The sequence below is a fragment of the Streptomyces sp. NTD107 genome (assembly GCF_059510435.1).
In genome coordinates, this window is the sequence record NZ_JCAJZV010000006.1 from 17618 (window position 1) to 31320 (window position 13703).

Annotated in this window: 9 protein-coding genes; 6 read left to right on the forward strand and 3 right to left on the reverse strand. The window is 70.0% G+C overall.

What is annotated here, in order from left to right; all coding sequences use genetic code 11:
* Window positions 1-178: 178 nt before the first annotated feature.
* Window positions 179-700 carry an Rv3235 family protein gene (locus AC5WRL_RS14140; protein ID WP_496088841.1) on the reverse strand — a complete coding sequence of 174 codons (522 nt, stop codon included), beginning with the start codon at window positions 698-700 and terminating at the stop codon, window positions 179-181.
* A gap of 118 nt (window positions 701-818) precedes the next feature.
* Between AC5WRL_RS14140 and AC5WRL_RS14145 the strand changes: the two genes are divergently transcribed.
* The 6 genes from AC5WRL_RS14145 to AC5WRL_RS14170 all read left to right on the forward strand — a co-directional run bounded on the left by AC5WRL_RS14145 (window position 819) and on the right by AC5WRL_RS14170 (window position 10200).
* A complete protein-coding gene (locus tag AC5WRL_RS14145) occupies window positions 819-1244 on the forward strand; it encodes a DUF6912 family protein (protein WP_496088842.1) in 426 nt (141 codons plus the stop codon).
* A 43-nt stretch (window positions 1245-1287) separates the two neighbouring features.
* A complete protein-coding gene (locus AC5WRL_RS14150; RefSeq protein ID WP_496088843.1) occupies window positions 1288-2019 on the forward strand; it encodes an HAD family hydrolase in 732 nt (243 codons plus the stop codon).
* A gap of 283 nt (window positions 2020-2302) precedes the next feature.
* The gene (locus AC5WRL_RS14155; RefSeq protein ID WP_496088844.1) at window positions 2303-7279 is read left to right on the forward strand and encodes an NAD-glutamate dehydrogenase; all 4977 of its coding nucleotides are present in this window, start codon (window positions 2303-2305) and stop codon (window positions 7277-7279) included.
* A 124-nt stretch (window positions 7280-7403) separates the two neighbouring features.
* On the forward strand, window positions 7404-7823 hold the full coding sequence (locus tag AC5WRL_RS14160; protein ID WP_496088845.1) for a hypothetical protein: 420 nt from the start codon (window positions 7404-7406) through the stop codon (window positions 7821-7823).
* Window positions 7823-9643, forward strand: coding sequence for an alpha/beta hydrolase (locus AC5WRL_RS14165; RefSeq protein WP_496088846.1), 1821 nt, complete (start codon window positions 7823-7825; stop codon window positions 9641-9643). Before AC5WRL_RS14160 ends, AC5WRL_RS14165 begins: the two co-directional genes overlap by 1 nt.
* 83 nt (window positions 9644-9726) lie before the next feature.
* Window positions 9727-10200, forward strand: coding sequence for a hypothetical protein (locus AC5WRL_RS14170; protein WP_496088847.1), 474 nt, complete (start codon window positions 9727-9729; stop codon window positions 10198-10200).
* Here the strand turns inward: AC5WRL_RS14170 and AC5WRL_RS14175 are convergent.
* Entirely contained in the window at window positions 10194-11402 is a 1209-nt protein-coding gene (locus tag AC5WRL_RS14175; RefSeq protein ID WP_496088848.1) for a metallophosphoesterase, read from the reverse strand. The two genes, AC5WRL_RS14170 and AC5WRL_RS14175, sit on opposite strands and share 7 nt — an antisense overlap.
* 6 nt (window positions 11403-11408) lie before the next feature.
* Window positions 11409-13664, reverse strand: a complete 2256-nt coding sequence (locus tag AC5WRL_RS14180; protein ID WP_496088849.1) for an MMPL family transporter — start codon at window positions 13662-13664, stop codon at window positions 11409-11411.
* Between the last annotated feature and the right edge of the window lie 39 nt (window positions 13665-13703).

The window sequence follows — 13703 nt, forward strand, 5'->3', positions numbered from 1 at the left end:
CTGGCCGGACCCGATGAAGCGAAGCGCTAAGCCGGGCCGCGAACGCGGCGACCGCCCCGCTGCGGTGGCCGCTGTCGGATCACAGCGTGCGGCCCCGGGGGTGTCCCGCCGGTGCGGGACGCCCCCGGGGCCGTGACGTTCCTCGGTGGGGTGCCGGCCGGGGCTCGCTTCCGGCCGGTCAGCGGCGGCCCTTGGTGTTGCGGCGGCGGCGGGGTGGGATGGTGGGGTGGGGCGGGTCCTGGTGGCCGGGGTGCATCGTGTCCAGTTCCAGCGCCGCGCAACGCCAGTGGCCGTCGGGGCCCTGTTCCAGCCGGAACGCGATCGCTCTCGTGCGGTCGCCCGTGCTCACCCGGGCGAACACCTCCAGGGCGTCCCGGGACGGCCGGGTGGCGCCCACCCGGCGCAGGACGGGGGCGGTGGGCGCGGCGAGCGGGGCGTGGTCGGCGGCGCGGATGAGGACCTCGTACGTGGCGGCCGTGGTGTGTCCCATCAGCAGATGGACCGGACGGCGCCCGCTGAGGATCAGCAGCAGCCGTTCGGCGAACCAGTGCTGCGGGCCGCGTGCCGCTGTGGCGCCGGCGCGGGGCAGGGGGATGCCGGGGCGGCGGGAGTCGGTGCGCCTGGTGCGGGGGGCGCCGGGCCCCGCACCGCCTGCCGGGGGGCGCCGGTCGATTCTGCCCGGGCCGGTGCGCATTGCCATCCATCCCCCTGTGTCTACTGGCGGGTAACTATGACGCAGTGTAGTCACGCGATAGCGGAGCGGCAAGGCGTACCCTGGAGTTCACACTCCTCAAGTCCTGTGATGAAAGCGGCAGTCCATGCGTGTCTACGTCCCCCTCACCCTCCCCGGGCTCGCCGCTCTGCACCGGACGGGAGAGCTGGGGCCCGCCCCGCTGCACGCCTGGGCCGTCACCCCCGCGCTGCGCGCCTGGTACGGCGACGGGGCCGACGAGGAGGAACTGGAGTACGGCGCGCTGGGGGCCGCTGCCGCCGCCTCGCTGGAACTGCTCGCCGCCGATCCGGCGGTCGTACGGCGGCGGGTGGTCGTCGTCGCGGAGGTCGCCGACCGCACGGTGGACACAGCCGCCGACGCCGGCCACGACGCGCCCGGTGCCGTCACACTCACCGCCCCCGTACCTCTGAAGAAGCTGGCCTCCGTGCACGTGGACGCCGCCGGAGCCGGAGCGGACGAGGACGACGAACTGCTGTGGTACGGGGTTCAGGAGATCCCCCAGCTGCTCTGATACCGGTTCGCGACTGTCAGTGCCGCGCCGTACCGTCGGGGGCATGGTTCCGGACACCGATACCGACATCGACACCCAGACTCCCGCGTCGGCTCCCGCGCCCCGCCCGGCCCACATCGTGTGGGACTGGAACGGCACGCTGCTCCACGACACCGAGGTCGTCGTCGAGGCCGTCAACGCCTGCCTCGCCGTCTTCGAGGCCGGTCCGATCACCGTGGAGCGGTACCGCGACGAGTACCGGGTGCCGATACCCGACTTCTACCGGGGCCTGCTGGGCCGCGAGCTGAGCCAGCCGGAGTGGCAGCGGCTGGACGCCGCCTTCCAGCGGCACTACACCACCCACGCCGGCCGGGCCGCCCTCACCGAGGGCGCGGGCGAACTGCTGGTCGCCTGGCGACGGGCCGGCCACACCCAGTCACTGTGCTCGCTGGCGCTCCACGACCAGCTCACTTCGCTGCTCACCCGGCTCGGCATCGCCGGCCACTTCACCCGCGTCGACGGCAGCACCGGCGACGGCAACCGGCTCGGCAAGGCCGAGCAGATGGCCCGTCATCTCGCGGCCCTCGACGCCCTCGGCGCGGGCCCCGTGCCCCCGTCGCGCACCGTAGTCATCGGCGACGCCACCGACGACGCCGTGGCCGCCGCGCACATCGGCGCGCACGCCGTTTTGTATACGGGCGGTTCGCACAGTCGTCGTAGTCTTCAGCGGGCCGGCGTCCCCGTCGTGGACAGCCTGGCCGAAGCGGTCGCCCTGGCAGCGGAGCTGGCGGCATGAGCGGCGCCCCGCCCAGTGCCGCGCCACACCTCCTGACCCGGCCCTGTACTGCGATTTTGTTCACACCGTTCTCATCCGCTCGTCCCATCGGGGGCGATAGCCTTGCTTCCGTGATCAGTGCGATATCGGCAGGAGGCGGTGCCGCCTCCCCTCGGGTCCCGGTTCATGGGGCGAGGTCCGCCACTGATCCGTTCTGCCGGGAGCATCCGTCACGTGAGATCGAGCGCTGCCCGGTGACCGTTTCCCGACGTCACGCAACGGCGCGCGACAGGAGCCTGAGGACATGCACACCAAGCTGGATGAAGCCAAAGCCGCACTGCTGGCGCAGGCCGCCGAGGTAGGGGGAGGGGAAGACGGCCCGGCCGGCATGGACGCCGCCGCCTTCACGGCCTACCTCCAGCGGTACTACCAGTACATCTCGCCCGAGGACATCGGCGAGCGCGAGCCCGTCGACCTGTACGGCGCCGCCCGCGCCCATCTGCGGCTGGCCGCCACCCGCCCGCAGGGCACCGCCAATGTGCGCGTGTACACGCCGACGGTCGACGAGATGGGCTGGACGTGCAGTCACACGGTGGTGGAAGTCGTCACGGACGACATGCCGTTCCTGGTGGACTCGGTCACCAATGAGCTGTCCCGCCAGGAGCGCGGCATCCACATCGTGATCCACCCTCAGGTGATCGTGCGCCGCGACGTCGCTGGCAAACTGCTGGAGGTGCTGGACGCCGGCCGCGACCCGTTCGGCCCGTCCGCCACCACCTACGACCCGGCCGAACTGCCCGCCGACGCCGTCACCGAGTCCTGGATCCACGTCGAGATCGACCGCGAGACCGACCGCGCGGACCTCGCCCGGATCGAGACCGACCTGCGCCGCATCCTCAGCGACGTACGCGAGTCGGTCGAGGACTGGCAGAAGATGCGCGGCGCCGCGCTGCGGATCGCCGACGAGCTGCCCACCGAGCCCAAGTCCGACGAACTGCGCTCGCAGGAGGTGGAGGAGGCACGGGAACTGCTGCGCTGGCTGGCCGCCGACCACTTCACCTTCCTCGGCTACCGCGAGTACGAGCTGACCCGGCACAACGGCGCCGAGCACGACGAACTGCGCGCCGTACCCGGCAGCGGCCTGGGCATCCTGCGCTCCGACCCGCAGCAGCACGACCCGGAGGGCCACCCCGCGTACCCGGAGCCGCTGAACCCGGCCACCTCGCCGGCGTTCGGCCGGCTCTCGCCGTCCGCGCGGGCCAAGGCGCGCGAGCCGCAGCTGCTGATCCTCACCAAGGCCAACAGCCGCGCCACCGTGCACCGGCCCTCCTACCTCGACTACATCGGGGTGAAGAAGTTCGACGCGGACGGGCGGGTGATCGGGGAGCGGCGCTTCCTGGGGCTGTTCTCCTCGGCCGCCTACACGGAGTCGGTGCGCCGGGTCCCGGTCATCCGGCGCAAGGTCTCCGAAGTGCTGTCGGCGGCCGGCTTCGCCCCCGACTCGCACAGCGGCCGTGATCTGCTCCAGATCCTGGAGACCTACCCGCGCGACGAGCTGTTCCAGACCGAGGCCGAGACACTGCGGTCCATCGCCACCGCCGTGCTGCACCTCCAGGAGCGGCGCCGGCTGCGGCTGTTCCTGCGGCAGGACGACTACGGCCGGTACTACTCGGCGCTGGTCTATCTGCCGCGCGACCGGTACACCACCTCGGTACGTATCCGGCTGATCGACATCCTCACCGAGGAACTGGGCGGATCGAGCGTCGACTTCTCCGCCTGGAACACCGAATCGGTCCTGTCCCGGCTGCACTTCGTCATCCGGGTGGAGCAGGGCACCGATCTGCCGGTGCTGACCGAGGCGGACATCGACCGGATCGAGGCACGGCTGGCGGAGGCGTCCCGGTCCTGGAGCGACGGCTTCGCGGACGCGCTGCTCGCCGAGTGCGGGGAGGAGCAGGCGGCCGAGCTGGGCCGCCGCTACCACAACGCGTTCCCCGAGGGCTACAAGGCGGACTTCCCGCCGCGCGCCGCCGTCGCCGACCTCCAGTACGTCATCGGGCTGCGACCCGAGGAGCCGGGCGCCGACTTCGCGCTGAACCTGTACGAGCCGGTGGGCGCGGCGACCGGCGAGCGGCGGTTCAAGATCTACCGGCGGGGCGAGCCCGTATCGCTGTCCGCCGTGCTGCCGGTGCTCCAGCACCTGGGCGTCGAGGTCGTCGACGAGCGGCCGTACCAGCTGCGGCCGGCCGACGGCGCGCCCGCCTGGATCTACGACTTCGGGCTGCGGATCCCCGAGACGCTGGCGCCGCTGCTGGGCGGCGACGCCCGGGAGCGGGTGCAGGAGGCGTTCGCGGCGGCCTGGACCGGGCAGGCGGAGAACGACGGCATCAACGCGCTCGTCATCTCGGCCGGTCTGACGTGGCGGCAGGCGATGGTGCTGCGCGCCTACTCCCGCTATCTGTGGCAGGCGGGCGCGCGGTTCGCCCGCGAGACGATGGAGGCCACGCTCCGCCGCAATGTGCACACCACGCGGCTGCTGGTGTCACTGTTCGAGGCGCGTCTCTCGCCGCAGCGGATCAGCGCCGGGCGGGAGCTGACGGACGGTCTGCTGGAGGAGCTGGACGGCGCGCTGGAACAGGTCGTCAACCTGGACGAGGACCGCATCCTGCGGGCGTACCTCAACGTCATCAAGGCGACGCTGCGCTGCAACTACTTCCAGCGGGACGACGAGGGCCGGCCGCACCCGTACCTGTCGCTCAAGCTCGACCCGCAGGCCATCCCCGATCTGCCGCAGCCGCGCCCCGCCTACGAGATCTGGGTGTACTCGCCCCGGGTGGAGGGCGTGCACCTGCGGTTCGGGAAGGTGGCCCGCGGCGGGCTGCGCTGGTCGGACCGCAAGGAGGACTTCCGTACCGAGATCCTGGGCCTGGTGAAGGCGCAGGAGGTCAAGAACACGGTGATCGTGCCGGTGGGCGCCAAGGGCGGCTTCGTCGGCAAGCAGCTGCCCAGCCCGGCGGAGGACCGCGACGGCTGGCTGGCGGAGGGCATCGCCTGCTACAAGACGTTCATCAGCGGGCTGCTCGACATCACGGACAACCTGGTGGACGGGGTCGTCACCCCGCCGCGCGACGTGGTGCGGCACGACGGCGACGACACGTATCTGGTGGTGGCCGCCGACAAGGGGACGGCCACGTTCTCGGACATCGCCAACGAGGTCGCGCAGTCGTACGGTTTCTGGCTGGGCGACGCGTTCGCGTCGGGCGGCTCGGCCGGCTACGACCACAAGGGCATGGGCATCACGGCGCGCGGCGCGTGGGAGTCCGTCAAGCGGCACTTCCGGCAGCTGGGCCACGACACCCAGAGCCAGGACTTCACGGTGGCCGGCATCGGCGACATGTCGGGTGACGTGTTCGGGAACGGGATGCTGCTGTCGCGGCACATCCGGCTGGTGGCGGCGTTCGACCACCGGCACATCTTCCTGGACCCGGAGCCCGACGCGGCGGTCGGCTACGCGGAGCGGCAGCGGCTTTTCGACCTGCCGCGCTCGTCGTGGGCGGACTACAACACCGAGCTGATCTCCAAGGGCGGCGGGATCCACCCGCGTACGGCGAAGTCCATCGCGATCACCCCGCAGGTGCGGGCGGCGCTGGGCATCAGCCCCGGCATCGTGTCGCTGACGCCGGCCGAGCTGATGAAGGCGGTGCTGAAGGCGCCGGTGGATCTGCTGTGGAACGGCGGCATCGGCACGTATGTGAAGTCGTCGGCCGAGACGCACGCCGACGTCGGTGACAAGGCGAACGACGCCATCCGGATCGACGGGCGGGACGTACGGTCCCGGGTCATCGGGGAGGGCGGCAACCTGGGCCTCACCCAGCGCGGCCGGATCGAGTACGCGCAGGCGGGCGGGCGCTGCAACACGGACGCCATCGACAACAGCGCCGGGGTGGACACCTCCGACCACGAGGTCAACATCAAGATCCTGCTGAACTCGCTGGTGGCGGGCGGCGATCTGACCATCAAGCAGCGCAACACGCTGCTGGCCGCGATGACGGACGAGGTCGCGGAACTTGTGCTGCGCAACAACTACGCGCAGAACGTGGCGCTGGCCAACAGCGAGGCGACGGCGCCCGGGCTGCTGCTGGCGCACCAGCGGCTGATGCGGAAGCTGGCGGCGGACGGACGGCTCGACCGGGCGCTGGAGTTCCTGCCCGACGACGAGGAGATCTGGGACCGGCGGGCCGCGGGGAAGGGGCTGACCCAGCCGGAGCTGTCGGTGCTGCTGGCGTACGCCAAGCTGTCGGTGACCGCCGACCTGATCGGCAGCGCGCTGCCGGACGACCCGTATGTGAAGCGGCTGCTGGCGCAGTACTTCCCGAGCGCGCTGCGGGAACGGTTCCCCGAGCGGATCGAGGGGCACACACTGCGGCGGGAGATCATCACCACGCTGCTGGTCAACGACACGGTGAATACGGGCGGCAGCTCGTTCGTGCAGCGGATGGGGGAGGAGAGCGGCGCCTCCACCGAGGAGATCATCCGCGCGCACACCGCGTCGCGGGCGATCTTCGGGCTGAACGCCATCTGGGACGCGGCGGAGCGGCTGGACAACCAGGTCGCCGCCGATGTCGTCACCCGGCTGCGGCTGCACTCGCGGCGGCTGGTGGAACGCGGCGCGCGCTGGCTGCTGAACAACCGGCCGCAGCCGCTGCAACTGGCCGACACGATCGAGCTGTTCGAGCAGCGGGTCGGCCAGGTGTGGGCCGAACTGCCGAAGCTGCTGCGGGGCCAGGACCTGGAGTGGCACGGCAAGATGTTCGACGAGCTGGTGGACAACGGCGTACCGGCGGATTTGGCGCAGCAGGTCGCCGGGTTCTCGGCGGCGTTCTCGGCGCTGGACATCGTGGCGGTGGCCGACCGCAGTGGGCGTGAGCTGTTCGATGTGGCTGAGGTGTATTACCACCTCAGCGACCAGCTGGGTATCTCGCAGCTCCAGGACCGGATCAGCGAACTGCCGCGGGCCGACCGCTGGCAGTCGATGGCGCGCACGGCGATCCGCGAGGACCTGTACGCGGCGCACCAGCTGATCACGGCGGACGTCCTGGCTGCGGGCGAGGCCGAGGCGGGCCCCGAGGAGCTGTACGCGGCCTGGGCCGGCCGGCACGCGGCGATCCTGACCCGGGCGCGGGCGACCCTGCGGGAGATCCAGTCCTCGGACTCTTTCGACCTGGCCAACCTGTCGGTGGCGATGCGGACGATGCGGACGCTGCTGCGCAGCAACCGCTGAGCGGCGAGCCGGCCTGAGCGGACGGGCCCGCGCATGAGTAGCGGTACTCATGCGCGGGCCCGTTGCGTTGGCTAGCATCCTGCGTTGAGTCGGATGTCCGATATCCGATGGGGAGGGGGATGCGATGACATCGCAGGACGCGGGTGTCGGGACCCGGCTTAACGGGTGGGACGAGGGGCCGGGGCCGGAGGGTGCGGACGGCTCCGGGATGTTCGATCTCCAGATCGACGGCGGGACGCTGACTCAACTGGGCACGGACGCACACGCCCTGGGCGGGGGCCTGACCCAGGTTGTCCTGCCGGGCCTCACCGGGGACGAGGAGGAGACGGGCGCGGGACTGGAGTCGGAGGCGGCGCTGCGGTCGGTGCTCAGCGCCTGGCGGGACCGGCTGAGTGATGTGGAGGCGGAGTGCGTCCGGCTGGGCGAGGGTTTCACCTCGGCGGCGGGCGGGTTTGCGGAGACGGAGGCGCAGGCGCGGGCCGAGATCGAGCGGGTGAACCCGTCGTGGGTGGATGAGGTCCTGGCCGAGGACGGCGCCCGGTGATGACCGTGACCCAGTTGCGGGATCTGCGGACCGAGATCCTGACCGGGCGGGCCGGTGCGTGGCAGACGGCGGCCGAGTGGGGCGAGTTGGGCCGTTCGCATGTGGACCGGCAGATGCTGGCGCCACTGCGCGGCACCCTGCGGGGCGAGACCGCCACGGCCGCCGAAGAGCGGCTGCAACTCATCGCCGACAACTGCGAGTACACCAGGATCCAGACCGGTCTGGTGCACGCCGCGCTGCTGGGCCTGGCCGAAGAACTGGCCGAGGCGAAGGCGCGGCTGCGCGCGGCGCTGGACGAGGCGGCCGGGCACGGCTACCAGGTGGACGACACGGGGGCCGTCTCCTACCCGGAGACCCTGAACGAGGACGGCACCGTCCGCCACAACGCAGGCACCGCCACCCGGACGGGCAGTTGGCTGGACCGGGCGATCGACCGTGGCGGCTTGTTTGTCCACGGCCACCCGGCGGTGGCCCAGAATCTGGCCAACACGATCGGCGGGACACTCCAGTCGGCGAACGACATCGACGCACGCTACGCCCGGACCCTGCGCGAACTGGTCTGCGACCGGGGCATCGTGATCACGGACGCGATGTGGCGCGACGCCCAGTCCGACCTGGAGGTGGCCGCCACCTCGATCCGCGGCCTGGCCGACGTGTCCGACATCCCGTCGGGAGCGACCCCGCAGGAGAACCGGGAGTGGTGGGACGGCCTGTCGGCGGACGAACAGGCCGCATATCTGTCACTCCACCCGGCGGAGATCGGGGTGTTGGACGGCCTCCCGTCCGAAACCCGGGACACGGCGAACCGGGCCGTGATGCAGATGGAGGAGGCCCGGTTGCGGCAGGAGTTGGATGAGCTGTTGCGCGAGGAGCCGGAGAAGGAGGGGCCGATCACCTACAACAGCCAGAAAGAGGGGGTGCAAGTATCTGGGTACGGCGTCACCAGTGAATGGACAGAGTGGAACGAAAGGCGAGAACTTATCGAAGAGCAATTGAATGGAATAGATGCCATTAATGGCCGGTTCGCCGAGACGGGCAAGGACGGATTGCCTGAGGCTTATCTCCTTGGTTTCGATACCGACGGCCTCGGTCATGCCATCATTGCGAACGGAAATCCGGACACTGCGGACCATACTGCAATCTATGTGCCGGGAACCACTGCCCGTCTCGGAGACGCTGATACCGATGTGGAGCGCATGACGCGTCTGTGGCGTGCCACCGAGCCGATGGGTGCCGGCGATGTATCAACAATTACATGGATCGGATATGACGCCCCGCAGCACGTTACCAGGGATGCGACAATTCGTGATTACGCGAACGACGGGGCCCCCTTGTTCGCTGACTTTGCCATGGGCCTTGAAATCGCGCAGGGGGGATCCGATGCCAGTCACACCACCGTGATTGCCCACAGTTATGGGAGTACCGTCGTCGGCGTGGCCTCGCGGCAGAGCCCGTTGCCCGTGGACGACATCATTGCTGTCGGCAGTCCTGGAATGACAGTGAGCCATGCGAGCGATTTGGGCATCGGGCAGGAGCATGTGTGGTCGATGGCGGCCGGCATCCTCAATGATCAAGTGCCGCTCGGAGGCGCTCCTTTCCACGGCGGAATGGATTGGTCCCTCATCAATGAGGGGCCATTTGGTATCCCATACGTCAGCCCCATTCCCAAGCCGATTGTGCCGTCTGCCGACGAATTCGGGGCCACGATCCTGGCTACTGACTCGGGAAACCATGGAGGATATTGGGATGAGAATTCTATCAGCCTTCAAAATCAAGCGAGAATTGTAATTGGCAACTATGATGAGGCGGTCAGTGGATGAGGAAAGTCGGGTCCGTATTCGGATGTCGCGGCGCTCTGCCTGGACTGCTCCTTGTCTTGTTCATGGTATCGGGGTGCCAGGCGATGGATGAGCGGCGGGGGAGCGAACTGGATTATATTCCCACCACCAAGTCAGTGGATCAGGCCCGCGCTGACACCCGCGAACTTTCCAGCAAGATTCTCGATTTCACGGAACTTCGTGGGGAGGTATCTGAACCGGGGCCCGGTATTTCCGTGTGTGAGGCTGATCCAGAAAGAGATCGCCTGTATACGGTTTACCATTACTGGTCCGTCTCGAAGCTCTCCCGGGATGAGCTGAGAAACGGAATGGACAGATTGCGTGAAGTGCTTCCAGGGGAAGGGTGGGAGGTTGTCAGTGATGGCGAGCTGAACAATGCCAATCGGACACCTGAGATTCTCTTCGAGAACACCGAGGTCGAGTACGCCATCAACGTCACACTTCCCGGAAAAACTGACGAGGACTCCTTGTTGTACGTCGCTGTCGTATCCCCCTGCCTGAGCACTCCGGAGGGGGAAAGCCCCAAAGGTTCCTACTGACTTCCCTCCGCCCCCGCCGGGCGGAGTTCGATCAGGGTGACCTCGGGGGGTGCCCCAACCCGGACCGGGGGGCCGAAGAAGCCGGTGCCGTTGGTGACGTACAGGGTGGTGTCGTCCACCTTCCCGAGGCCCGAGACCACGGGCTCCCACAGGCGCGAGAGCTGGGTGATCGGGAAGAACTGGCCGCCGTGGGTGTGGCCGGAGAGTTGGAGGTCCACTCCGTGGCGGGCGGCCTCCGTCGCCTGGATGGGCTGGTGGGCCAGCAGGACCACCGGGCGGGTGGGGTCGCGGCCGTCCAGGGTGCGGGGGAAGTCGGGGCCCCTGCCGTACTCCTCGCCCGTCACGTCCTCCACGCCCGCCAGGTCGAGGATCGCGCCGTTGTGGTGGATTTCCACTCGTTCGTTGAGCAGGCCGCGGACGCCGAGGCCGTGGAGTTCGGTCACCCAGGCGTCCGCGCCGTCGTACAGATACTCGTGGTTGCCGGTGACGAAGAAGCTGCCGTGGGTGGACTCCAGGGAGCGCAGCGGGCGGGCCGCCGCGCCCAGTTCGGCGGGGAGGCCGTCGGCCAGGTCGCCGACCACCGCCACCAGGTCGGCCTCAAGGCCGTTGATCTGCCGGACGATGCGTTCCGTGTACGAGCGGCCCAGCATCGTCCCCAGGTGCAGGTCGCTGACCACCGCGATCCGCAGGCCCGACAGGCGGGGGTCCAGGCGGGAGAGGCCGATCGGGACCCGCTGGATGCGGGGCGGGCCCAGGGCTGAGTTCAGGCCGTAGCCGGTCGTCGCCACCGAGATCACGCCCGCCGTCACGCCTGCTGTTCGGTTCAGGAAGAGGCGTCTGTTCAGTTCGCCCGGTGCGGGTTCGGCGGGGGTCGGCTCCTGCTCCTTCTTCTTTCTTCTCGATTTCAGCCAGGCCGCCGCCCTGATCAGCTCCACCACCAGCAGCGGCAGCGCCAGATACAGCAGCACCGCCAGCCAGATGTACCCGGGCCAGGCCAGCCAGCGGCCCGTGTCCGGGCCCAGCGCCGGGACCAGGATGCGGGGGGCCGCCGCCAGGGTGGCGGAGGCGGCGGTCAGGGCGGTGCCCACCCGGCGGGCGCGGGTGCCCGGCCGGGTGGTGTCGCGGACCAGGCGCTTCCACAGCCACCAGTGGACCAGCGCCGATGCGACGACGATGAGCAGGTTCGTTCCCCAGCCGAGCATGCCGTGCTACCCCGCCACCCGTTCCCGGACCTCCGCCGGCGTCTCCGCCGGCGGGGCCTCGCTCAGGCCGATGCGGTCGTGCAGCCGGCGCAGCGCCGGCGGCGCCCACCAGTTGGCGTTGCCCGCGAGCCGCATGAAGGCCGGCACCAGGATCGTACGGATCACCAGCGCGTCCACCAGTACGGCGAGGGCCATGCCCACGCCCAGCTGCTTGAGGAAAACGACCTGCCCGGTGGCGTACGCGGCGAAGGTCAGGGCCAGGATGCCGGCCGCCGCCGTGATGAGCGGGGCGCTGCGCTGGATGCCGGCGGCGACCGCGCGGGTGTTGTCGCCGGTGCGGTCCCACTCGTCCTTGACCCGGGCCATGATGAACACCTCGTAGTCCATGGACAGTCCGTAGGCGATGCAGAACATCAGGATGGGGATGCTGGGTTCCATCCGGCCGGTGGCGGTGAAGTTCAGCAGCCCGGACAGGTGGCCGTCCTGGAAGACCCACACCAGCGCGCCGAACATCACGGTGAGGCTGAGCACGTTGGCGACCGTCGCCTTGGCCGGGATCAGGACGCTGCCGGTCATCAGGAACAGGATCACGAAGGTGACGATGAGGATCAGCGCGATGACCAGCGGCAGCCGGTCGAGGAGCGCGGAGCGGAAGTCGGTCATCGCGGCCGGGAAGCCGCCGACCAGGACGTCGTACGGGGCGTCCAGCGCGCGCACTTCGCTCACCAGGTCGGTGATGTCTCCCGAGAGCGCGTCCTGGCCGGGGATCACCGTCAGCCAGACCGCGTCGGGTGTGGTGAAGCGGTCCGATGCGGCCGATGGGTCGGCGGTGCGGGTGCCGTCCCGGTACGAGCCGGTGTAGGTGTCGACCTGGAAGACGCCGGGGAGGGCCGACAGGCGCTGGGCGTATTCCTCGGTCCGGCTCGCCAGGTCCTGGCCCTCGCCCACGCCGGTGGCCACGATCTGGAGGGCGTCGGTCTCCTCGGCCGGGAAGTTGTTGCCGATCTGTTCCTGGGTGACGCGGGCCGATGCCGAGGACGGCAGGACGCGTTCGTCGGGCAGGCCGAAGTTGGCGCCCAGGAACGGCGCGCCCAGCGCCAGCAGCAGGATGAGGGCGGGGCCGCCGTACAGCAGCGGGCGGCGCATGACGCGCAGCGCCATCCGGTACCAGCGGCCCTCGCTCACCTCGCCGGTCGCCGCCGTGGGCACCGGGCGCAGCGTACGGTGGCCGACCGCTGCCAGTGCGGCGGGCAGCAGGACCACCGCGCCGAAGGCCGCGGTCAGGACGACGGCGATGCCGGCGTATGCGAAGGAGCGCAGGAACGGGAAGGGGAACGCGAACAGCGCCGCCAGCGACGCGGCCACCGTGATGCCGCTGAACAGGACGGTGCGGCCGGCGGTTTCGACCGTACGGATCACGGCCGCCGCCCGGTCGCGGCCGGTGGCGCTCTCCTCCCGGAAGCGGGCGATGACGAACAGGCTGTAGTCGATGCCGAGCCCAAGTCCCAGTACCAGGGCGAGGTTGGCGGCGAAGGTGGAGACCTCGGTGAAGGCGGTGACGCCGCGCAGGAGCGCGAGGGTGGCCAGTACCGAGAAGATGCCGACGCCCATGGTGAGGGCCGCCGCCGACCAGCGGCGGTAGGCCCACACCAACAGGAGCAGCACGACCGGGATGATGACGAGTTCGGCGCGGATGAAGTCGCGGGCGGACTCCTCGCCGACCTGCCGGAAGATCTCGTCCTGGCCGCCGGGCTGGATGGTCAGCACGCCGCCGTTGTCCCGGTCCAGGAAGTGCTGTGAGATGTCGAGCAGTTGTTCGCGGACGTCGGTCGCGTTGCCCGACAGCCAGGCGACGATCAGGGCCTGGGTGCCGTCCGTGCCGGCCAGGGTGGGGGTGTGCTCGCGGGACCAGTACGAGCCGGTGGTGGTGACCGCGGTCTCGGCGGCGAGTTCGGTCTCGATGGCGGTGGCTTCGGCGGCGACCGCCGGGTCGTCGATGGTGGCGCCGTTCTGGGCGGTCAGCAGCAGCACGTAGTTGGGGCTGTTCTGCCCGAACTCGCGCTCCAGGATCTCGCCCGCGCGGTAGGAGGGCGAGCCCGGGGACTCGAAGCGGGACAGCGACAGGGCGTTCATGGCCCCGGCGCCGATGCCGGCGGCCAGGACGAAGAGCAGCGCGCCGGCGATCAGTACGGCCCGCCGCCGGGTCGCTGCCAGCGTGCCGAGCCGGCGCAGCGGTGTGGGTGGGGGTGGTGCTGCGGGCATGGTCAGTGCTCCTCGGTCGGTTTGATGAGTCGGTCGGCT